This is a genomic window from Streptomyces camponoticapitis (genome assembly GCF_014646115.1).
GTDB lineage: Bacteria > Actinomycetota > Actinomycetes > Streptomycetales > Streptomycetaceae > Streptomyces > Streptomyces camponoticapitis.
Window position 1 is genome coordinate 147,110 of sequence record NZ_BMMV01000004.1, and the last position, 21,710, is coordinate 168,819.

The following is a 21,710-nucleotide window of genomic DNA, read 5'->3' on the forward strand; positions in this document are numbered from 1 at the left end:
CCGCGCATGTCAGACTGCTGCGCATGCGACGCCTCTTCCCCGTGACCGATCCGACCGCGGCAGCGACCACCGGCCGTTCCGAGGGCCTCGTGGGTGACCGCGAGTGGACGCTGGACGAGCTGGCCGAGGCGTACGCGTATCCCACCGCCACCCCCGCCGCGCCGCACTGGCTGCGCGCCAACATGGTCGCCACGCTCGACGGCGCCGCCCAGCACGACGGGCGCTCGCAGGGGATCTCCTCCGACGCCGACATGCGGATCTTCGGCACCTTGCGAGGGCTCGCCGATGTCGTCCTCGTCGGTGCGGAAACGGTTCGCCTGGAGGGCTACCGTCCGGCCCGCGCACGCGACGCGTTCGCCGAGCGCCGCGCCGCCGCCGGGCAGTCGGCCGCGCCCGCGATCGCCGTCGTCACCGCGAGCCTGAATCTCGACTTCTCGCTGCCCCTCTTCACCTCGCCCGTCGTACAGACCCTGGTCCTGACCGGCGCCGCCGCGTCCCCCGACCGGGTCCGTGACGCGGAGAAGGCGGGCGCGCGGGTGCTGATCGCCGGGGACGGACCCGGCGTCGAGGCGGACAGGGCGGTCGCCGCCCTCGCGGAGATGGGCCTGGTCCGTCAGCTCGCGGAGGGCGGACCCCGGCTGCTCGGGCAGTTCGTGGCGGCCGACGTGCTGGACGAACTCTGCCTGACCGTCGCGCCCCTGCTCACCGTGGGCAGCGCGCAGCGCATCACCGGCGGGCCGGGGCTCACGGACCCCGAGCGCTTCGGCCTGGAGGCCGTGATGGAGGAGGCAGGGTTCCTTTTCACTCGATACCGCCGGATCCGACATTGAGCGGAATTCGCAGTTCCGGTTAGCCCCCGCTGGGCACACTTACTCACGCAGACCCCGTGCGGACACGGGGAAGGATGGTTTCCGCAGCGGGCCGTAGAGGCCCCTGAACGACGAAGGGCGCCTGTCGTGTTCACAAGCGTATTGATGATCGAGAAGCCCCTGTCGTCCGTGGACGTCGAATTTGTCACCACGCTCCACGGCGACGAGGACGTCCGCTTCATCGTGCTCATGCAGCCCCGCGGCGACCAGGTCGACGCGCTGCTGCGCGCCGTCGACGACGTCGCGTTCGGCGAGCTGAGAGAGGCCGGGCGGGAGGGCGACGAGCCCGAGGGCGCCGAGGCCCGGGAGCCCGCCGAGATGGCGCTGGCGCACTCGCTGGGCGCACTGAGAGCCGCGGGCCGCACGGCCAACGGAGTGGTGGTCGAGAAGCACCCCCTCGACCACCTCAAGTCGGTGGTGGAGGAGGCGGCCGCCGACGAGGTGATCGTTCTCACCGAGCCCCACTACGTGGAGGAGTTCTTCCACCGGGACTGGGCCTCGCGCGCCCGTCACAAGGTCGGGGTGCCGGTGCTCAAGCTCTTCGCGCACAGCGCGGACGACGACACCGCGAACGGCGCACGGAACGGCGACGGCATCGGGGGCAGGACCGAAGGAGAGACCAAGGGGGCGGGCCGGAGCGAATAGGCTGGGGGACCGCCGACGGCACTCGGCCGCCGGCCCGCGAAATCGCGCACCCTCACCGCACCACCTGGGAGAACACCTATGGCACCCGGTATCCCCACCGCCATGGAACGGCCGCACTTCATCGGCATCGGCGGCGCCGGAATGTCGGGTATCGCCAAGATCCTCACCCAGCGCGGTGCGAAGGTCGCGGGCAGTGACTCGAAGGAGTCCGGCACCGCCGAGGCCCTGCGCGCCCTCGGCGCCACGGTCCACATCGGCCACGCGGCGGAGCACCTCGCCGACGACGCCTCGTGCGTGGTCGTCTCCAGCGCGATCCGGGCGGACAATCCGGAGCTGGTACGGGCCGCCGAGCTGTCCGTCCCGGTCGTACACCGTTCCGACGCGCTCGCCGCCCTGATGGGCGGCGGCCTGCGGTCCATCGCCGTCGCCGGTACGCACGGCAAGACGACGACGACCTCCATGCTGGCCGTCGCCCTCACGGAGCTGGGTCTCGACCCGTCGTACGCCATCGGTGGCGACCTGGAGGGGCCCGGCACCAATGCCCGCCACGGCGCGGGGGACATCTTCGTCGCCGAGGCGGACGAAAGCGACCGGAGCTTCCAGAAGTACGACCCCGAGGTCGCGATCGTCCTCAACGTCGAGCTGGACCATCACGCCAACTACGCCTCCATGGACGAGATCTACGAGTCCTTCGAGACGTTCGTCGGCAAGATCGTCCCCGGCGGCACGCTGGTCGTCGCCGCCGACCAGGCCGGCGCGGTCGAGCTGACCGCGAAGGTGCGCGACCTGTCCACCATCAAGGTCGTGACGTACGGCGAGGCGGCGGACGCCGACGTACGCGTCCACAAGGTCACCCCACGCGGTCTGACCAGCGAGGTCACCGTCGTCCTGGCCGGCCGCTTCCTCACCTTCACGGTCTCGGTCCCCGGCCGCCACTACGCCCACAACGCGGTGGCCGCCCTCGCGGCGGGCGTCGCGCTCGGCGTCCCCGCGCACAACCTCGCCTCCGCGCTCGGCAAGTACACCGGCGTCAAGCGCCGCCTCCAGCTCAAGGGCGAGGCGAACGGCGTGCAGGTCATCGACTCGTACGCGCACCACCCCACTGAGATGACCGCCGACCTGGAGGCGATGCGCGCCGCCGCCGAGCCCGGCTCCCGCCTGCTCGTCGTCTTCCAGCCGCACCTCTTCTCGCGCACGCAGGAGCTGGGTACGGAGATGGGGCAGGCCCTCGCCCTGGCCGACGCGTCGGTGGTGCTGGACATCTACCCGGCCCGCGAGGACCCGATCCCCGGCATCACCAGCGAACTGATCATCGAGGCGGCACGGCGGGCGGGCGCGGACGTCGGGGCGGTGCACGACAAGGGCGCGGTGGCCGAGGCCGTGGCGGGAATGGCGAGGCCCGGGGATCTCGTTCTCACCATGGGGGCGGGTGACGTCACGGACCTCGGTCCGGAGATCCTGGCCCGTCTGTCCCACTGAGGAGCGAGAGAGGAAGTCATGGCGTACGACATCGACAAGCCCGACGAGCAGTGGCGCGAGGAACTGTCCCCGGCCGAGTACCGGGTGCTGCGCCAGGCAGGCACCGAGCCCGCCTTCGTCGGTGAGTACACGGACACCAAGACGGAGGGCGTCTACTCCTGTCGCGCGTGCGGCGCGGAGCTGTTCCGCTCCGACACGAAGTTCGAGTCCCACTGCGGCTGGCCGTCCTTCTACGACCCGAAGGACAGCGACGCGGTCGAACTGATCGAGGACAGCTCGATGGGCATGGTCCGCACGGAGGTCCGCTGCTCCCGCTGCGGCTCACACCTGGGCCACGTCTTCGAGGGCGAGGGCTACCCGACGCCGACGGACCAGCGGTACTGCATCAACTCGATCTCCCTGCGACTGACGCCCGACGGGGCGTGACGGCTCGACACCCGTGAACAGATGACGCGGCTCGGTGATGGGACGTTCGATCACCGGGCCGTCGTCGCGTTCGGAGCGTGCCGGGCATTTCCCTGGTGGACGGGTCGTCACGTGCCGCGGGCTTGTGCCGGGTTGGCCTGTCCATGACGATTAGGCCCGCCGGTTGTCGCCTCGGAAGGGAATTTCCATGTCTGAGCAGTCCGCTGGAATGCCGCGTAGAAGGACCGTTCTCGCCTCGGCCGCCGTCACGGCCGCCGGCGTGCCCCTGATCGCCTCCGCCGGGCAGGCGGCCGCCGCGGCCGGTGGTCGCGGCCGGGAGCACGGGGGCGGGGCCGCCACCGCGCAGGCGCCCGACAGGGAATTGCGCAAGCTGCTCAAGGAGATCGACGCGGACCGTATCGAGGCGACCGTACGGCGGCTCGCCGCGTTCGGGACCCGGCACACGCTCTCGGTCCAGGACGACCCCGAGCGCGGGATCGGCGCGGCGCGTGACTGGATCCTGGCCGAGCTGAAGAAGTACGCGGCCGTCTCCGGCGGCCGGATGACCGCCGAGCTCCAGTCGTACATCCAGGAGCCCGCGTCGCGCATCCCGGTGGCGACGAAGATCACCAACGTCGTCGCCACGCTGCGGGGTTCGGTCGACCCCGACCGCGTGTACGTGGTCGCCGGGCACTACGACTCGCGGGTCACCGACGTCATGGACGCGACCAGCGACGCGCCCGGCGCCGACGACGACGCGTCCGGTGTCGCGCTCGTGATGGAGCTGGCGCGGGTGATGGCGAAGCGGCGGCCGGCGGCGACGATCGTGTTCGTCGCGGTCGCCGGCGAGGAGCAGGGCCTGTACGGATCGGGTTACTCGGCCAAGCAGTTCAAGGCGGCCGGCGCCGATATCCAGGGCATGTTCACCAACGACATCATCGGCAGCTCCCGCGCCGACGACGGCACCCGCGACCCGTACACGGTGCGGCTCTTCACCGAGGGCGTGCCGACGTCCGAGACCCCTGCGCAGGCCAATACCCGCCGTTCGGTGGGCGGCGAGAACGACTCGGCGACCCGGCAGCTCGCCCGCTTCGTCAGCGACGTGGGGTCCAACGACGCGACGGGAATGAACGTGCGCGTGGTCTACCGGCGCGACCGCTATCTGCGCGGCGGCGACCACATCCCGTTCCTCGAACAGGGCTACCCGGCGGCCCGGTTCACCGAACCCGCCGAGGACTTCGCGCACCAGCACCAGGACGTACGCGTGGAGGACGGCAAGCAGTACGGCGACCTGCCCGAGTTCTGCGACTTCGACTACATCGCCCGTGTGACGCGGGTGAACGGCGCGGTGCTGTGGACCCTGGCGCAGGCGCCCGGGACTCCGCGCGAGGCGCGGATCGTCACGAGCAACCTCACCAACGACACCGAGCTGAAATGGGCGTTGGGGGCGGAGCCGGACCTGGCGGGCTACGAGGTGGTGTGGCGCGAGACGACCGACTCCGAGTGGACCCATGTGATCAAGGTCGGTCTCACGACCACGCACACGGTGGACCTGTCCAAGGACAACGTCTTCTTCGGCGTACGCGCGGTCAACCGGGACGGGAAGCGCAGCCCGGTCGCCTTCCCGCTGCCCGGCAACTGACAGACCGTCAGGTCCATCAGCGGCCATGACCGTGCAACTCGTCTACGAGACGCACGCCACCACGACCGACAACGAGGCCGGTCTCGCGACGGGTTGGCGTCCCGGCGAGCTCTCCGAGGCCGGTCGCCGGCAGGCCCGCGAGCTGGGCGACCGGCGCCGGGACGACGGGATCGACGCGGTGTTCACCTCCGACCTGGCGCGGGCGGTGGACACCGCGCGGATCGCCTTCGCCGGGACGGCTGTGCCTCTGTACGAGGACGCCCGGCTGCGGGAGTGCGACTACGGCCACTTCACCGGACGCCCGGTCGCGGAGCTGGCACCGCGCAGGAGCCGGCACATCGCGGAGCCGTTCCTCGGCGGCCAGAGCTACCGGGACGTCCTCCGCGCCACGGCCGGCTTCCTGCGCGAGCTGAGCGCGGAGCGTGACGGCACGCGCGTACTGCTCGTCGCGCACTCGGCGAACCGCTGGGCACTCGCGTGCCTGCTCGGCGGCGCCGACCTGCGCGACATGGTGGACGAGCCGCCCGGGTGGTGGCGGCCGGGGTGGGAGTACACCCTGCCGACGGGATGGACCGGCGGCGGCTTCGAGTGAGGCCCGGCCGGCCCGGCCGGCCCGGAGGCCGGGCGGTCAGGCGGTCGTGGCCGGCTGGAGAAGGTCCCAGCGATTGCCGTACAGGTCCTCGAAGACCGCGACCGCGCCGTACGGCTCGTGCCGGGGCTCCTCCAGGAAGCGCACCCCCGCCGCCACCATCCGGGCGCGGTCCCGCGCGAAGTCGTCCGTGTGCAGGAAGAAGCCGACCCGGCCGCCGGTCTGCGCGCCGACGCTCGCCCGCTGGGCATCGTCGGCCGCGCGCGCCAGCAGGAGCGCGCCGGCGCCGCCGTGCGGCCGTACGACCACCCAGCGGGAGCCGTCGCCCCGGTCGGTGTCCTCGATCAGCTCGAAGCCGAGCGATCCCGTGTAGAAGGCGATGGCCTCGTCGTAGTCGCGGACGACGAGGGTGACCAGGGCGATATGAGTCATGGCGAGAAAGTTATACGTATGACTCCCGCTCGGGCAAGCGGACAACAAGCGGACGGCAAGCGGACCTAATGGCCTCCGGGCCCGCGCCCGTCCGGAGGCCGTTCGGACGCGCGGCCCGGATGGAACAATGCCGCCATGGACGCGCGGCAGCTCGACGCACTCACCAGCCGCGCCAGGCAGCTCGCCGCCACCGGCCGACGCCGGATCCTGGGCATCGCGGGCGCGCCCGGCGCGGGGAAGTCCACGCTCGCGGCGGAACTCGTCGCGGGGCTCGGCGGCAGCGCCGTACTCGTCCCCATGGACGGCTTCCACCTCGCACAGGCAGAGCTGCACCGGCTCGGCCGCGCGGACCGCAAGGGCGCGCCCGACACCTTCGACGCCGCCGGCTACGCCGCGCTGCTCGCCCGGCTGCGTGCGCCGGCGCCCGGGGTCGTCGTCTACGCGCCCGCGTTCGACCGGGCGCTGGAGGAGGCCGTGGCGGGCAGCGTCCCGGTCGGCCCGGACGTCCCGCTGGTCATCACCGAGGGCAACTACCTGCTGCACGACGACGGCGGGTGGGCGGCGGTACGCACGTTCATCGACGAGGCGTGGTTCCTGGAACTCGACCCCGTGGTGCGCGTACGGCGTCTGGTCGACCGGCATGTGCGCTTCGGCAAGGAGCGCCCTTACGCCGAGCGCTGGGTCAGGGAATCCGACGAGGCGAACGCGCGACTGGTCGCGCGGGGCGCGCACCGCGCGGACCTGGTGATTCCGGTCGGGGTCGGACCCGTCTGAGCCGTAACGTATGCCCCCGAACGGACATCGGCGGGCGCCGAGGGCCTACCATCGAACGTTCGACGCACTTGACGATCACAGGGGCAACGGGGACCGGGGCGCGAAGCCGAGCGCGATCATGGGGAGGCGGACGACGTGGGGTTGTTCAAGCGTGGGCCGAAACGAGACGGGCGCGAAACGCCTCGTGACCCGGAATTCAGCTTCTTCTCGACCCACGAGGCCGCGCTCTTCCGCAGCCAGGTGCGTCAGGCGTTCGCGGAGCGGGGCCTGGAGGTCACCGTCTACTCGGACCTGGTGACCGACAGCGCGGGGCGCCAGTTCGGGCTCTCCAACCTCGCCGCCGTGTGTCACAACGACGACCGCGGCGCCCGCGTCTGGGGCGAACTCGTCAGGCAGCACGCCGGGATGGTGCTGCGGACCATGGACGGCCCCTCGGCTCTCGACACCCTGTCGCCCGCGCAGATCCGGGCCCAGCTCTACCCGCGGGTGATCAGCGGCGACAGTCTCGACGCACAGGCCTTCGCGTACGCGCGCTCCGTCGCGCCGGGACTGTACGAGATCCTCGCGCTCGACCTCCCGGAGAGCGTCATGATGCTCACCGACGAGGCGCTGGAACCGCTGGGCCCGCTGCACGAGTTGCGGGCCCAGGCGCTCGGCAATCTGCGCCAACTGCCCGTCGAGGGGCGGGAGACGGTCAAGGACGCGGGGGGAATGCGGTTCGAGGTCGTCATGGGCGACTCGTTCTACACCGCGAGCCGCGTCCTGGCGCTGGACAGCCTCGTACACCAGGTCACCGGGCAGCGACTCGGCCCGGACGGCGCACTGGTGGCGTTCCCGTTCCGCCACCAGCTCGCGTTCCACGTCATACGCGACGCCAGCCTCATCCCGTCGCTGAACGCGATGGCGTCGTTCGCCGCGTCCGGCTTCGAGGACACGCCGGGCGCGATCAGCCCGTACGTCTACTGGTGGCGCGACGGCACACTGACCCAGCTCAGCGACAAGGACGAGGGGAACACCGAGGCGGGCGGGCTGCGCATAGTGGTCGGCGACGACTTCCAGGAGCTGCTGGAGCGACTGGTCTCACCGTCGGGACCGGACCAGCCGGACGTTGCCTAGGGTCCGGAGCATCGGCCCCGAGCGCGCAGCCACGCGGCTCCGCGAGGGGAGAGCGTGTAGCCGGTGTCGAGGCTGAGCGTGAGGCCGAGGGCCCTGAGCTTGCGGATGTCGCGTTTGAGCGTCTCCTTCTCGACGCCGAGGGACTTCGCGAGATCCGCCGCGCGGGTGCCCGGGTTGCCCTCGATCAGCCGTAGCGTCCCGCGCGTCCACGCGCCTCGGGTGCCGCGCGCGTCGAGCCGGTCCAGCGCCTCGCCGATGCGCGCGATGTCGTCGGCGGTGAGGGCGGCGTCGGCCGCGATCGCGTCGCGGGGGTCCGGTCCGCCGTGGGAGAGGCTGATCCGGAAGACCGGATCGTCCGGGGCGCCGCGCAGCGACGCCAGCACGTCCTCGACGCGGCGGGCGCCGGCGGCGTGGGCGTCCCCGGGGGTGATCGTCGCCGGATCGATCCGCTCGACGGCGTCGATGACGATCACCCCCGCGACGGAGAGGAACGTACCGCCGGGAGAGACGCGGCCGGTCGCCCAGCGCCGGAACGCCAGCGTGACGTCGCCCCGGGCGACGCCTTCGGCGACGGCCCGCGTGAGCATCACGACGCCGTTCCGTTCCGGGCGGTGATGGTCGTACTGCTGGAGGCCGGCGAGCTGGTCACCGCCCCATCCTGCCGCACCTACCCCGGGGGGCGGGTGCCACGGGGCCGGGCACAGCACCGCGACACCCGCCCCCTCGAACCGGTGCGGAGCTCTCAGCTGAAGTGCGACAGCACGCTGTACGGGTACGGCAGCGGGCGCTGGCTCGCCTCGTCCAGGCGGGTCGTCTGATCGGCCGTCAACTCCCAGCCCACGGCGCCCAGATTGTCCTTCAGCTGGTCCAGGGTCCGCGCCCCGATGATCGGGGCCGTGACGCCCGGCCGGCCCAGCAGCCAGCGCAGTGCCACCTGGGAGGGGGTGCGTTCGGTCTCGGTGGCGACGGCCTGGACGGTCTCCACGACCCGCCAGGTCTCCTCGTTGTCCCGCGCCCGCCAGCTCTCGCCGTCGCCGTGGGACTCACGGCTGCCGGCCGGGACCGACGTCATGCCGCGCTGGTACTTGCCCGTGAGCCAGCCGCCCTGGAGCGGGCTGTAGGGGATGACGCCGACTCCCGCCGCCTCGCTCTGCGGCAGCAGCTCCCACTCCACCTCGCGTGCGAGGAGGTTGTAGATCGGCTGGAGGCAGACGTACGGCTCCCAGCCCCGCCGGTCGGCGACGTCGAGCGCCCGCTGGAGCTGGCCGGGCGAGACGTTGCTCGCGCCCAGGTAGCGGACCTTGCCCGCCTTGACGAGGGTGTCGAGCGTGCCGAGGGTCTCCTCGATCGGTGTCCTGACGTCCCAGACATGCGTCTGGTAGAGGTCTATGTAGTCGGTGCCGAGCCGCCGCAGGCTCGCCTCCACCGACGCGATGATGTGCTTGCGGCCCAGGCCCGACTTGTTGGGCCCCTCGCCCATCGGGAGGGCCACCTTCGTCGCGATGACGAGCCCGTCGCGGTCCTGCCCCTTCAGCCAGCCGCCGAGAACTTCCTCCGAGACGCCCTGGCCGTACGCGTCGGCCGTGTCCAGGAAGGTGCCGCCGGCCTCCGTGAAGGTGTCGAGTATGCGGTGCGCGCCGGCCTCGTCGTCCTTCACGAAGGTCATCGTGCCGAGACAGAGCTCGCTGACGCGGAGCCCTGTCCTACCGAGAGTTCGCTGCTTCATGCCTGAGACGCTAGACGTTCGAGCGCACACGAGTACGCATGGTTTCACTCAGCGCTTATTCCATCGGCCTCCTCCGTCCTCGCGGGTTCAGCCGCCCGCGATCACCGCGCACGATTCGGGCGGCAGCCGCAGCACCCCGTCGGCGCCGGGGGGCTCCACCGGTTCCCAGGCCATCAGCACCTGGCCGCTCCGACCACCCAGCGGGATCTCGGCCGGGCTCGCGGAAAGGTTCAGGGCGACCCGTACATCACCGCGCCGGTACGCGAGCCAGCGCGCCTCCTCGTCGTACGCCACCTTCACCGTCGCCAGGTCCGGGTCCGACAGATCCGGGTGGCTGTGACGCAGGGCGATCAGGTCGCGGTGCCAGGCCAGCAGACGGGCGTGCGGCTCGCGGGCGGCCTCCGTCCTGTCCAGGCAGGAGCGGTCGCGCGTCGCCGGGTCCTGCGGGTCGGGAATCGACTCCTCCGCCCAGCCGTGCGCCGCGAACTCCCGCCGCCTGCCGTTGCGCACGGCCTTGGCCAGCTCCGGGTCCTGGTGGTCGGTGAAGAACTGCCAGGGCGTACGGGCACCCCACTCCTCACCCATGAAGAGCATCGGCGTGAACGGGCCGGTGAGTACGAGCGCGGCGGCGCACGCCAGCAGACCGGGCGACAGGGTCGCCGACAGCCGGTCGCCGAGCGCGCGGTTGCCGATCTGGTCATGGGTCTGCGCGTAGCCGAGGAAGCGGTACGAGGAGGTCCTGGCGGGATCGAGGGGGCGGCCGTGCGTCCGGCCCCGGAAACTCGAATACGTACCGTCGTGGAAGAAGGCGCGTGTCAGGGTCTTGGCCAGTGCGGCGAGCGGCTGGGCCGCGAAGTCGGCGTAGTAGCCCTGCGATTCGCCCGTGAGCGCGGCGTGCAGGGCGTGGTGGAAGTCGTCGTTCCACTGGGCGTGCAGCCCGATACCGCCCTGGGGGCGGGGAGTTGTCGTACGGGGATCGCCGAGATCGGACTCGGCGATCAGGAACAGCGGCCGGGCCAGCTCCGCCGAGAGCCCGTCGACGGCGGCGGACAGCTCCTCCAGGAAGGTCAGAGCGCGGGTGTCGGCGAGCGCGTGCACCGCGTCCAGACGCAGCCCGTCGAAGCGGTAGTCCCGCAGCCACGCGAGCGCGCTCCGCAGCAGATACGCGCGGACCTCGTCCGAGCCGGGGGCGTCGAGGTTGACCGCCGATCCCCAGGGGGTGTGGTGCGTGTCGGTGAAGTAAGGGCCGTACCGAGGCAGGTAGTTGCCGGACGGACCGAGATGGTTGTGCACCACGTCGAGCACCACGCCCAGACCCAGCCCGTGCGCGGTGTCGACAAAACGCTTCAGCGCCTCGGGCCCGCCGTACGGCTCGTGCACCGCCCACAGCGACACACCCTCGTACCCCCAGCCGTGCGTCCCCGGGAAGGGGCACACGGGCATCAGCTCGATGTGGGTGATGCCGAGCGCGGCCAGCGGGGCGAGCCGGTCGGCCGCGGCGTCCAGGGTGCCCTCGTTGGTGAACGTGCCGACATGCAGTTCGTAGAGGACGGCGCCCGGGAGCGGACGGCCGCGCCACGGCGCGGTCCATTCGTACGAGGCATGGTCGACCACCGCGCTGAGTCCGTCCGGTCCGTCCGGCTGCCGGCGGGAGCGGGGATCGGGCAGCACGGGGCCGCCGTCCAGCGCGAAGCCGTAGCGCGTGCCGTCGGCCGCGGGGGCGTCGGCGGTCCACCAGCCGTCGCGCAGCGGGTCGCGGGCCATGGCATGGTCGGTGGTGGCCCCGTCGCCCGTGATGCTGTCGCCGGTGGCGCCGTCGGCGGTGGCGTGGCCGGCCGGCCCGCCGATCCGGAGCGTGACATGGTCCTGCGCCCGCGGTGCCCAGACCTCGAACTGCACAGTCGTCCCCCTCTGTCGTCGGCACTCTTCACCCACATGGTGACAAGAGGGCAGGCGGGAGGCCTGGTGATCGCGTCGATTCGATGAACGCGTCACCCCAGGGGGTCCCGGTTCGGCTTCCGGCCGGGCTCCGGTCACACGAGGTTGATGCGCTCCTGGACGACCGGGTAGCCGGCGCGCGCGAAATGCGCGGCCATCGGGAAGTTCCCCTGGTCCGTCGCCGCCGCGACGGACGCCGCCCCGGCCTCCGCCAGCACGTGTGTGCACTCGACCAGCAGGTCGTACGCGTACCCGTGCCCGCGCTGCTCCGGTACGACTCCGATGAACGCGACGCACGGCCCCGACGGGTTGTGCGCGGGTACGTGGATGCCGACGAGCTCACCGGCCGGGTCGTACGCCAGCTGCCACCACTCGCGCGGTGACGGGCACCAGCGGAAGAAGTCCAGCTCCTCCTGGGCGGCCTTGTCCAGACCCGACTCCTGCGCCGTGCGCCGCGCGTGCGCGTCGAGTGTGACCGAGTGGACACGGCGCAGCACGTCGAGGATGACCTCGTCGTCGGGCTCGGGGCGGAACTCCAGTCGGCCCGGCCGCTCAGGCAGCCCGAGATCGGGCCTCCACCGGTACTGGAACCGCTCGACCAGCGGCTTCATCCCGGCTGCCCGCGCCGCCTTCGTCCGGGACGTGACGGCCGCGCGGGCCGCCGGGTCCTCGCGCCAGGCGGCGGGGGCGATCAGCTCGTACTCGACGTTCCACGGCGCGCGGCGCAGCAGTTCGGCGCCCGCCTCCTCCTCGCCCTCCGCGATGTCGAGCCAGTTGAGCAACAGCGGCTCCCGGTCCTCGGGCCCGCCCCACCAGGCGGCGCGGGCCACCACGACGCCGTCGCGCAGCGCCACCCAGCTCCACTCGGGCCGGTAGTCGCCGCCCTCGGCGACGGTGCGGTACTCGACTCCGCCCAGCGCGCGGCCCACGAGCCCCGGGTCGGGCAACGAACGGAACAACGCGGCTTCGGAGCCGGTGAGTTGGCGGAAGACCGGATCGGTCATGAAACGTGCCTCCAGGAAGGGGCGCTCACCGTAAACGACCCGCAGGGGGACGAGCGAATCAATTTCGCCGTCGCTTCTCGGCCTGAACACGCCCCTTCTGGACACGTCAAGGACTCGGCCCGACAATCAGTCGTGTGACGTCCTCGTTCGAGTTCCACACGTATCCCGCTCGGCTCTCCGACGCCGAGCGCGACCGTGTGCTCGCCGTCCTGAGAGAAGGGATGGCGCAGGGCAGGCTGTCGCACGACACCTTCATACGCCGGATGGATCTGGCGCTGGCCGCGCGCAGGTCCGACGAGCTGGAGGCGCTCACGGCCGACCTGGACACCGACGGCCGCTGGGCACGCCGGCTGTTCGGCGCGGTGGGGCGGGCGTCCGCGTTCTCCGCCCGGCTGCGCAGGGCCTGGCAGGTCGAGCGGCTGCCGAAGCTGCTGCTGCCCGACCCGGGCCCCTTCCCGCTCCGTATCGGCCGCGATCCGAGGAACGGGCTGCGGCTCAGCCACGACACCGTCTCCCGCCTCCACGCGGAGCTGGGTATGCGGGGCGGGCGGTGGATCCTGCGGGATCTCGGCTCGACCAACGGCACGACGGTCAACGGGCGCAGGGTGACGGGGACCGTGGTGGTGCGCGACGGGGACATGGTGAGTTTCGGCGAGCTGAGCTTCCGGCTCGCGGCGCACTGAACGGCGGCTTGGACGGGGCCGGGGGCCGTCCCGAGACCCCTTCGTATGTCAGGTACGGGGACGACCCTCCGCGCTACTCGCGGCGGGACAGGAGCGCCACCGGGCCGGCCGACAGCAGTTCCGTCAGGGAGATCGGCCCGCCGGGGTACTCCCGGTCCGGGGACAGCGCGTCCGTCCAGCGGCCCGCGGGGAGTTCCAGCACCGTGCCCGACCAGCCGCCCGACGCCGCCAGGCGCAGGGACAGCCTCGTCACCACGGAGATGACCTCGCCGGAGCGGGAGAACGCCGTGCAGTGGTCCGTCGCCGGACCCGTCGCGCTCAGGGGTGTGTACGTGGACGACTCCGCGAAGGCGTGCGGGCGTTCGCGGCGCAGCCGCAGAGCCGCCACCGTGAGCACGGTCTTCTCGTCGGGCGGGCCCGTACGGAAGCGTTCCCGGTTGTCCGGGTCTACCAGGGCCAGATACTCCCGCTCGGTCCCCTGATAGATGTCCGGCACGCCCGGCATCGTGAGATGGACCAGAGCGGCGCCGAGCGTGTTCGCCCTCACGTGCGGGGCGAGTTCACGGGTGAGGCGGGCCACCGCCTCGCGCGGCCGGCCGGCCGGACCCGCCGCGACGAAGTCCCGTACCGCCTGTTCGTACACCGGATCCTGCTCGGTCCAGTTGGTGTGCAGCCCCGCCTCCCGTACGGACTTGAGCAGCGCGGGCTCCATCCGGGCGCCGTCCGGGGGCGCCTCCGGCGGGGTGAAACCGATGGTCGTCTGCCAGGCCTGCCAGGCCAGTTGGGCGTCCGGCGCGGGAACCCCCGCCAACTGCCGCAGCAGCGTGTCCCACCGCTCGGGACACTCGGACAGGACGGCGATCCTGGCCCGTACGTCCGCGCTGCGCTTGGTGTCGTGCGTGGTCAGTACGGTGCCGGTGGCCGGCCAGTCGCGGGCCAGCCGCGCGCAGTAGGCGTGGAAGCGCGCCGGGCTCACCGCGGGCCGCCCGGGATCGCCACCGACCTCGTTGGCGGAGAGCAGCGGCACATGGCGGTAGAACGCCGTGTCCTCCACGGCCTTGGCGCGGAGCGCGGACGACGTCTGGGCGAAACGCGCGCAGAAGGCCGCCCGGTCCGGGCCGCCGCCCAGCCTGCCGAGCGCCAGCTCCCGTACGACGTCGACGGCCGCCGCCTCCTCCGGCACGGCGAACGCCGCCTTCGCCTGGCGCGCCGCCTCCTGGTCCACCGCCGCCTCGTCGGACTCGCGGCACGGACCGCCCGCGACCGCGTAGGGCCGGTAGACGGGCACCCGTACCAGCAGCTCCCGGATCGCCGTCCGCAGCGCCCACGGCGCGTGGTCGCGCAACGCGGCGTCCTTCGCGCAGATCCGCTCCGCGATCCGGGCCAGCGCCGAGGTCTCGGCGGCCAGTTCGTCGATGACGACCTTGTACATCGCGCGCCGCACGGTCGCTTCCCAGTAGCCGCCGCGGTCACCCGCGGGGCCGGTGAACTCCCGGAAACGGTGGGCCAGTTCGTCGGCGCCGACCGGATCGACGAACAGACCGTCGATGTGGTGCAGCGCGTCGTACCCCGTCGTCCCGGCCACCGGCCAGTCCGCGGGCAGCGGCTCGTCACCGGTGAGGATCTTCTCCACCACCGTCCAGCAGGCCCCGCCCGTCGCCTCGTTGAGCCGCCGCAGATACTCCTCCGGGTCGGCGAGACCGTCCGGATGGTCGACCCGCAGACCGTCCACGACCCCGTCCCGTACGAGTTCGAGGATCTTGGCGTGGGTCGCGGCGAAGACCTCCGGGTCCTCCACCCGTACGCCGATCAGCTCGGAAATGGTGAAGAAACGGCGGTAGTTGAGCTCGGTGCGGCCCAGCCGCCACCACGCGGGCCGGTAGTGCTGGGCGTCCAGGAGCGCGGGCAGCGGCAGCTCCTGCGTGCCGGCGGCGAGCGGGAAACGCTGGTCGCCGTGGTGCAACATGCCGTCCGCGACGCGCAGTTCGCCGAGCTCACCGCCCACCGGCCCCGGCAGCACGGGCAGCAGCAGCTTCCCGCCGCCCGCCTCCCAGTCGATGTCGAACCACCGGGCGTACGGGGACGCCGGGCCCTCCCGCAGCACCTCCCACAGGGCCTTGTTCTCCCGCGGCGCGGCCGCCATGTGATTGGGCACGATGTCGAGAACGATCCCGAGCCCGTACTCGTGTGCCCGGTGGGCCAGCTGCCGCAGTCCCTCCTCGCCGCCGAGCTCGGCGCGCACGCGGGAGTGGTCGACGACGTCGTATCCGTGGGTCGAGCCCGGCACGGCCTCCAGCACCGGCGACAGATGCAGATGCGAGACCCCGAGCGCGGCCACGTACGGCACCGCCTTGGCGGCCTTTGCGAAGGGGAAGTCCGGCTGGAGCTGGAGCCGGTAGGTGGCAGAGGGCGTCATGCGAACGTACGTACCCCGCTCAGCGGCTTCTGTGTCATCCGGTCATGCATTCGGCAGCCGACGGGCCACGGGAGCGGCCACGACACGAGCGACATCGTGCCAGACCGGACCGGACGGGGCGGGACCGGGGCCGCCGGTACTCCGGCCCCGGTCCGTTCCCGTCGCGGCCCGCCCCCCGGCCCCCGCGCGCCGTGCCCCGGCCCACCCCGCCCCCGCCTACACGGACCGCATCAGCACCGTCATGCTGCGGCCGATCATCGTGATCCGCTCGCCCGCGTCCACCTTCGGACCGTCGCCCGGTGGCACTCCCTCCGGACGCGACGTGTCCACGACGATCCGCCACTGGCTGCCGTGGTCCACGGGCACGGCGAATTCCAGCGTCTCCGCGCTCGCGTTGAACATCAGCAGGAACGAGTCGTCGGAGATCCGCTCGCCGCGCGGCCCCGGCTCCGAGATGGCCTGCCCGTTCAGGAAGACCGACATGGCCTTCGCGTCGGTCGCCTGCCAGTCGCCCTGGATCATCTCTTCACCCTCAGGGGTGAACCAGGAGATGTCCGACAGCTCGTCGTGCGTTCCCTCCACCGGCCGGCCGTGGAAGAACCGCCGCCGGCGGAAGACCGGGTGGTCGCGCCGCAGCCAGACCATCGTCTGGGTGAAGGCGAGCAGCCCCTTGTTCTTCTCGTCGCCCTTCTCGGGCCAGTGCACCCAGGCGACCTCGTTGTCCTGGCAGTACGCGTTGTTGTTGCCGCCCTGGGTCCGGCCGAACTCGTCGCCGTGACTGAGCATCGGCACGCCCTGGGACAGCATCAGCGTCGCGATGAAGTTGCGCACCTGGCGGTCGCGCAGCTCCCGCACCTCCGGGTCGGAGGTCTCTCCCTCCACCCCGCAGTTCCAGGAGCGGTTGTGGCTCTCGCCGTCCCTGTTGCCCTCGCCGTTCGCCTCGTTGTGCTTGTCGTTGTAGGCGACCAGGTCGTGCAGGGTGAACCCGTCGTGGCAGGTGGTGAAGTTGATGGACGCCAGCGGGCGACGCCCGTCGTCCTGGTACAGGTCCGAGGAGCCGGTGAGCCGGGACGCGAACTCCGCCAGGGTGCGCGGCTCGCCCCGCCACAGATCGCGGACCGTGTCGCGGTACTTGCCGTTCCACTCGGTCCACAGCGGCGGGAAGTTCCCCACCTGATAGCCGCCCTCGCCCACGTCCCACGGCTCGGCGATCAGCTTCACCTGACTGACCACCGGGTCCTGCTGGACCAGGTCGAAGAACGACGACAGCCGGTCCACCTCGTGGAACTGGCGGGCCAGCGTGGCGGCGAGGTCGAAGCGGAAGCCGTCGACATGCATCTCCTCCACCCAGTAACGCAGCGAGTCCATGATCAGCTGGAGCACGTGCGGACTGCGCATCAGGAGCGAGTTCCCGGTGCCGGTGGTGTCCGTGTAGTAACGCGGGTTGTCGGCGCCGAGACGGTAGTAGGAGGCGTTGTCGAGGCCCCTGAAGGAGAGCGTCGGGCCCAGATGGTTGCCCTCGGCCGTGTGGTTGTAGACGACATCGAGGATGACCTCGATGCCCGCCTCGTGCAGCGCCTTGACCGCCTGCTTGAACTCCAGCACCTGCTCGCCCCGGTCTCCCCAGGAGGCGTAGGTGTTGTGCGGGGCGAAGAAGCCGATGGTGTTGTAGCCCCAGTAGTTGTTGAGGCCGGCGTCCACCAGCCGGTGGTCGTTGACGAACTGGTGCACCGGCATCAGTTCGAGCGCGGTGACGCCCAGCTCGGTGAGGTGTTCGATCACCGCCGGATGGGCGAGCCCCGCGTACGTACCGCGCAGCTCCTCGGGCAGTTCCGGATGCAGCATCGTCAGGCCCTTCACATGGGCCTCGTAGATGACGGTGCGGTGGTAGTCGGTCCGCGGACGGCGGTCGTCGCCCCAGTCGAAGTACGGGTTGACCACGACGGCCGTCATCGTGTGCGGCGCCGAGTCCATGTCGTTGCGCGAGTCCGGCTTGCCGAAGTGGTAGCCGTACACCGACTCGTTCCAGTCGATGCTCCCGCTGATCGCGCGGGCGTACGGGTCCAGGAGCAGCTTCGCCGAGTTGCAGCGCTGCCCGTTCTCGGGCGCGTACGGCCCGTGGACCCGGAAGCCGTACCGCTGGCCGGGCATGATGCCCGGCAGATAGGCGTGCCGGACGAAGGCGTCTGTCTCGCGGAGCTCCACCGCCGTTTCTGAACCGTCGTCGTGCAGAAGGCACAACTCGATCCGGTGCGCGGCCTCTGAGTAGACCGCGAAGTTGGTTCCGGCGCCGTCGTACGTGGCGCCGAGGGGATACGTCTGTCCCGGCCAGACCTGCATAGATATGACTCTTCCACTTCTGATCCGGGTGCTGGGGCTTTCTCTCGATCAGATACTCCCCGAAAGACGCGCAACCTCCTAGGAGGCCCGTTCGGAAGCCGGGCCGGAAGCAGTCGGACGAACCGGTGGGTCAACTTCGGGTTCCGGGGGCACCACCCCGTTGCAGGACCGTGTCCTGACGTGGCATATGGCCGGATTCGGACCATACGCCGCCCCTCGTTCGACCCCCCGTCACCAGGCGCAATCCCTATGAATCATCCCACTCCGGCCGAGATCGGCACACAGAACGCCCGCGCCCGCCACAGGAGTTGAGAAACGAGCCTGCGCATCCGGCTGCACCTCCTCCCCTTCGCGCAGTACCCTTCCTTGATCGTTGAAAGGGGAGGGAAGGCGGTGCGCGGGTGAGCTCGGGAGGGCTGGAGCTACCCCCAGGTGACCCAGGTCACGAGGGGGTTTCCGGCGACATCCCGCCCGGAGCGGTCTCCCTCGCACGGCCGATGGAGATCGGGGCGGAACTGGACTGGGGCCCGGAGGCCTGGACCGAGGTGCGTACGCGCGCCCAGCGGGCCGGCCGGGCCTATATCTGGCTGAATCTGGTCGAACAACGGCTCCGTGCCGTCGTGTCGGCGATCCTCAAACCCATCTACGAGCCGGTGCACGGCGACGACTGGGTGGTCGCCGCCGCCGGACCGGCGGGGCAGGAGTGGGTGCAGCGCGCCGTCGCTGTCCGAGAGGTCTCCCGCCGCAAGGGCTATCTGCTCGACCCGGCCGACGACAACGTCCTCAGCTTCCTCACGCTCCCGCAGCTGCGGGAGCTGATGGTCCAGCACTGGCCGGGCTTCCAGCCGTACTTCGACGACCGCCGCGACGTGGAGCTGGCCCTCGACGAGCTGGAGGTCGCCCGCAACGTCGTCTCCCGCAACCGCGCCCTGTCCGAGGCCGTGCTCGCGCAGGCCGAGCGGGCGTCGGCGCGGCTGCTGGAGATCCTGGGCAGCGGGACGGCCGTGCCGTCCGCAGAACGGCTCAGGGTGGACGCCGTGGAGGACCTCGTCGGCGACCGGTACGCGGACGTGGTCTCCGTCCACCCCGACCGGGTCCGGCTCCAGCGGCAGATCCCCGCCGAAGACCTCTTCGGCGGCGCGCGGCGCCTCGACGCGGTCGGGATAGGCCTGAACCTCCTCGTACAGAACTTCTCCGGCCGGCGCCTCGTACGGCTCGCCGAGTCCGGCTGCCGGATACGGCTGCTCTTCCTCAATCCGGCCAGCAGCTCCGTCAAGCGCCGCGAGCGCGAACTGGGGCTCAAGAAGGGCGAGCTGAGCCGCTCCGTGGAGATGAACATCCTCCATATGCGGCGGGTGCGCTCCCGGCTCCGCGACCCGGACGCCTTCGAGATCCATGTCTTCGACGAGACCCCGCGCTTCACCGCGTATCTGGTCGACGGGGACGGCCCGGACGGGCTCGCGGTCGTGCAGTCGTACCTGAGACGGGCGCGCGGCATGGAGGCGCCGGTGCTCGTCCTGCGGGGCGCCGGGCGCGATGTGGTGCGGGTCGGCCAGGACACGGAGCACGGGCTGTTCCAGACGTACCGCGAGGAGTTCGAGTCGGTGTGGGCCGACTCGCGCCCGGTCTCCTGACGCCGCCCGCACGCGGCTGACGTGCTGAAGCCGCGTCAAGGCTCCGCCCGGCGTTGTCAGTGCCGCGTGCGAAGGTGAATGTCGAACGGGGAGAAGCGTGAGGGAGGACCGGGATGGGCTGGCACGGGGAGCCGTTGGTCGGATTCGATCTGGAGACGACCGGTACGGAGCCGCTGGAGGCGCGCATCGTGACCGCCGCGGTGATCGCGGTGCGGGACGGCGTGGTGGAGGAGCGGCGGGACTGGCTGGCCGATCCGGGCATCCGGATCCCGGAGCAGGCGTCGGCGATCCACGGGGTCACCAGCGAGCGGGCGTCGGCGGAGGGACGCCCCGCGCGTGAGGTGGCGGACGAGATCGCGGCGGCGCTGACGGGGTACTGGACGCGGGGCGTCCCGGTCGTGGCGTACAACGCGTCGTTCGATCTGACGCTGCTCGCGGCGGAGTTGGCGCGGCACGGGCTGCCGTCGCTGAACGACCGGGTGGGCGGCGGGCCGATCGGTCCGGTGATCGATCCGTACACGATCGACCGCGCCGTCGACAAGTACCGCCGGGGCAAGCGGAATCTGGAGGCGGTCTGCACCGAGTACGGGGTGGTGCTGGGCAGCGCGCACAACGCGGGGGCGGACGCGCTGGCCGCGGTGCGGGTGGCGACCGCGATAGCGGGCCGCCACCGCCAGGTCGCGTCCCTGACGGCGGCGGCGCTGCACGAGCGGCAGATCGCCTGGTACGCGGAGTGGGCGGCCGACTTCCAGAGCTTCCTGCGCCGCAAGGGCAACGCGGACGCGGTGGTGGACGCGGACTGGCCGCTGCGCGAGTTGGTGCCGGCGGCGGGCTGAGCGCGCGATCTCCAGCCTCACCGGCGTTTGGGGGCACGGCCGGGGGCCGTACGGGGTCCGGGGCGGAGCCCCGGTTGTGGGAAGGGGCGGGTAGGGGAACAGGCCCCGCGCAGCGGCCCCCGCACCCGCACGACCCATCAGAAGGGATGCCACCGCACCTCGGGGTCACCGTCCCGCAGCGACGCGACCCTCCGGCGGAACTCCGCCAGCGCCTTCGGGTTCGTCGGGGCGTGCTGGGCGACCCACGCGCAGCTCGCCGTCTCGCGGGCCCCTCGCAGCACGGCGCAGCCGGACCAGTCGCGTACGTCCCAGCCGTAGGCGGCCGTGAAGTTGTCGTACGCCTCCGGGGGCATGCCGTAACGGTCGCGGGAGAGCGCCATCACCACCAGGTCGTGCTCGCGCAGATCGGTGGAGAAGGTCTCGAGATCGACCAGGACCGGTCCGTCCGGGCCGACATGGACGTTGCGGGGGAGCGCGTCGCCATGGATCGGGCCGGGCGTGAGGTGCGGGGTGAGCGCCGCAGCGGCGGCGGCGAAGCCGTCCCTGCGCTCGCGCAGATAGCCGGCGTCGGCCGGGTCGATCGTGTCGCCGGCGATCCGCAGCCACCGCTCCACGCCGCCGAGCAGTTCCCTGCGCGGCAGTTCGAAGGGCGGCGCGGGCAGGGCGTGGACGAGCCGGAGCAGCTCCGCCAGGTCGGCGGGGCCCGCGGGCCGTACGGCATCGGGCAGCCGCCGCCAGAGGGTCACCGGGTGGCCGTCCACGGTACGGGCCTTGGGCTCAGCCGCCCGGACCGCCGGGACGCCGCTCTCCGCTAGCCAGTCCGCGACGGCCAGTTCACGCTCGGCGCGCGCCAGCAGCTCCGGGGCCTCGGCCAGGCTCCGGCCGACCTTGACGACCAGGTCGCCGACGCCGAACACGGCGTTCTCGCCGAGCGCGAGCAGTTCGGCGTCGGACGCCGGCCGGTCTCCCCGGACGTGCCCCGGCCCGTGCGGCAGCTCCGTGGCGTCCAGTACGGCGCGCGCCCGTGCCTCGTCCATCGGAACTCTCCCGTCACTCCGCCGACCCTGCGGACTCCCCAGGCTCCCCGGACTCCCCGGCGAGATCGGCCCCCAGTCTCGCATTCACGCAGGTTGGCTTGACGAACTCCTCGCTCGTCAGCACGATGACGGGGGCCGCCAGGGC

The 21,710-nt window shown here is 71.8% G+C and carries 18 protein-coding genes and 1 pseudogene; 11 read left to right on the forward strand and 8 right to left on the reverse strand.

What is annotated here, in order from left to right; all coding sequences use genetic code 11:
• Window positions 1-23 precede the first annotated feature (23 nt).
• The 6 genes and pseudogenes from IEY79_RS07710 (at window position 24) to IEY79_RS07735 (ending at window position 5,632) form a co-directional block, all read left to right on the forward strand.
• Window positions 24-830, forward strand: coding sequence for a pyrimidine reductase family protein (locus IEY79_RS07710; RefSeq protein WP_189106576.1), 807 nt, complete (start codon window positions 24-26; stop codon window positions 828-830).
• A 126-nt stretch (window positions 831-956) separates the two neighbouring features.
• Window positions 957-1,421, forward strand: a pseudogene (locus IEY79_RS07715) (indole-3-glycerol phosphate synthase); the annotation flags it as partial.
• 171 nt (window positions 1,422-1,592) lie between these two features.
• Entirely contained in the window at window positions 1,593-2,993 is a 1,401-nt protein-coding gene (gene murC / locus IEY79_RS07720; protein ID WP_189106577.1) for a UDP-N-acetylmuramate--L-alanine ligase, read from the forward strand.
• An 18-nt stretch (window positions 2,994-3,011) separates the two neighbouring features.
• Window positions 3,012-3,419, forward strand: a complete 408-nt coding sequence (gene msrB / locus IEY79_RS07725; RefSeq protein WP_189106578.1) for a peptide-methionine (R)-S-oxide reductase MsrB — start codon at window positions 3,012-3,014, stop codon at window positions 3,417-3,419.
• Window positions 3,420-3,606: 187 nt separating this feature from the next.
• On the forward strand, window positions 3,607-5,040 hold the full coding sequence (locus tag IEY79_RS07730) for a M20/M25/M40 family metallo-hydrolase (RefSeq protein ID WP_189106579.1): 1,434 nt from the start codon (window positions 3,607-3,609) through the stop codon (window positions 5,038-5,040).
• 25 nt (window positions 5,041-5,065) lie between these two features.
• Window positions 5,066-5,632: a histidine phosphatase family protein gene (locus IEY79_RS07735; RefSeq protein WP_189106580.1), complete on the forward strand. Its 567-nt coding sequence runs from the start codon at window positions 5,066-5,068 to the stop codon at window positions 5,630-5,632.
• 36 nt (window positions 5,633-5,668) lie between these two features.
• Here IEY79_RS07735 and IEY79_RS07740 read toward each other — a convergent pair whose 3' ends face one another.
• Entirely contained in the window at window positions 5,669-6,061 is a 393-nt protein-coding gene (locus IEY79_RS07740) for a VOC family protein (protein WP_189106581.1), read from the reverse strand.
• Window positions 6,062-6,196: 135 nt separating this feature from the next.
• Between IEY79_RS07740 and IEY79_RS07745 the strand changes: the two genes are divergently transcribed.
• Window positions 6,197-6,835, forward strand: a complete 639-nt coding sequence (locus tag IEY79_RS07745; protein ID WP_189106582.1) for a nucleoside/nucleotide kinase family protein — start codon at window positions 6,197-6,199, stop codon at window positions 6,833-6,835.
• 135 nt (window positions 6,836-6,970) lie between these two features.
• Window positions 6,971-7,951: a DUF1444 domain-containing protein gene (locus IEY79_RS07750; RefSeq protein ID WP_189106583.1), complete on the forward strand. Its 981-nt coding sequence runs from the start codon at window positions 6,971-6,973 to the stop codon at window positions 7,949-7,951.
• On the opposite strand, the gene IEY79_RS07755 is transcribed toward IEY79_RS07750, so the two are convergent.
• From IEY79_RS07755 to IEY79_RS07770, 4 genes are all read right to left on the reverse strand, one after another.
• Window positions 7,948-8,541 (reverse strand): helix-turn-helix domain-containing protein, encoded by a 594-nt coding sequence (locus IEY79_RS07755; protein WP_189106584.1) that lies wholly within the window; start codon window positions 8,539-8,541, stop codon window positions 7,948-7,950. The genes IEY79_RS07750 and IEY79_RS07755 overlap by 4 nt on opposite strands.
• A gap of 152 nt (window positions 8,542-8,693) precedes the next feature.
• Window positions 8,694-9,677 (reverse strand): aldo/keto reductase, encoded by a 984-nt coding sequence (locus IEY79_RS07760; protein WP_189106585.1) that lies wholly within the window; start codon window positions 9,675-9,677, stop codon window positions 8,694-8,696.
• A gap of 87 nt (window positions 9,678-9,764) precedes the next feature.
• A complete protein-coding gene (gene treZ, locus IEY79_RS07765; RefSeq protein ID WP_189106586.1) occupies window positions 9,765-11,576 on the reverse strand; it encodes a malto-oligosyltrehalose trehalohydrolase in 1,812 nt (603 codons plus the stop codon).
• A gap of 134 nt (window positions 11,577-11,710) precedes the next feature.
• Window positions 11,711-12,619 carry a GNAT family N-acetyltransferase gene (locus IEY79_RS07770; protein WP_189106587.1) on the reverse strand — a complete coding sequence of 303 codons (909 nt, stop codon included), beginning with the start codon at window positions 12,617-12,619 and terminating at the stop codon, window positions 11,711-11,713.
• A gap of 134 nt (window positions 12,620-12,753) precedes the next feature.
• On the opposite strand from IEY79_RS07770, the gene IEY79_RS07775 reads away from it, so the two are divergent.
• Complete coding sequence (locus IEY79_RS07775) at window positions 12,754-13,302, forward strand: DUF1707 and FHA domain-containing protein (RefSeq protein ID WP_189106588.1); 549 nt, start codon at window positions 12,754-12,756, stop codon at window positions 13,300-13,302.
• Window positions 13,303-13,375: 73 nt separating this feature from the next.
• Here IEY79_RS07775 and treY read toward each other — a convergent pair whose 3' ends face one another.
• On the reverse strand, window positions 13,376-15,718 hold the full coding sequence (gene treY, locus IEY79_RS07780) for a malto-oligosyltrehalose synthase (RefSeq protein ID WP_189106589.1): 2,343 nt from the start codon (window positions 15,716-15,718) through the stop codon (window positions 13,376-13,378).
• Between the two features lie 216 nt (window positions 15,719-15,934).
• The gene (gene glgX / locus IEY79_RS07785; RefSeq protein WP_189106590.1) at window positions 15,935-18,058 is read right to left on the reverse strand and encodes a glycogen debranching protein GlgX; all 2,124 of its coding nucleotides are present in this window, start codon (window positions 18,056-18,058) and stop codon (window positions 15,935-15,937) included.
• Between the two features lie 401 nt (window positions 18,059-18,459).
• On the opposite strand from glgX, the gene IEY79_RS07790 reads away from it, so the two are divergent.
• Both IEY79_RS07790 and IEY79_RS07795 read left to right on the forward strand, forming a co-directional pair.
• Window positions 18,460-19,692, forward strand: coding sequence for a DUF5919 domain-containing protein (locus IEY79_RS07790; protein WP_189106591.1), 1,233 nt, complete (start codon window positions 18,460-18,462; stop codon window positions 19,690-19,692).
• A 113-nt stretch (window positions 19,693-19,805) separates the two neighbouring features.
• The gene (locus tag IEY79_RS07795) at window positions 19,806-20,528 is read left to right on the forward strand and encodes a 3'-5' exonuclease (protein WP_189106592.1); all 723 of its coding nucleotides are present in this window, start codon (window positions 19,806-19,808) and stop codon (window positions 20,526-20,528) included.
• Between the two features lie 137 nt (window positions 20,529-20,665).
• On the opposite strand, the gene IEY79_RS07800 is transcribed toward IEY79_RS07795, so the two are convergent.
• Window positions 20,666-21,565, reverse strand: coding sequence for a phosphotransferase enzyme family protein (locus tag IEY79_RS07800; protein WP_189106593.1), 900 nt, complete (start codon window positions 21,563-21,565; stop codon window positions 20,666-20,668).
• Between the last annotated feature and the right edge of the window lie 145 nt (window positions 21,566-21,710).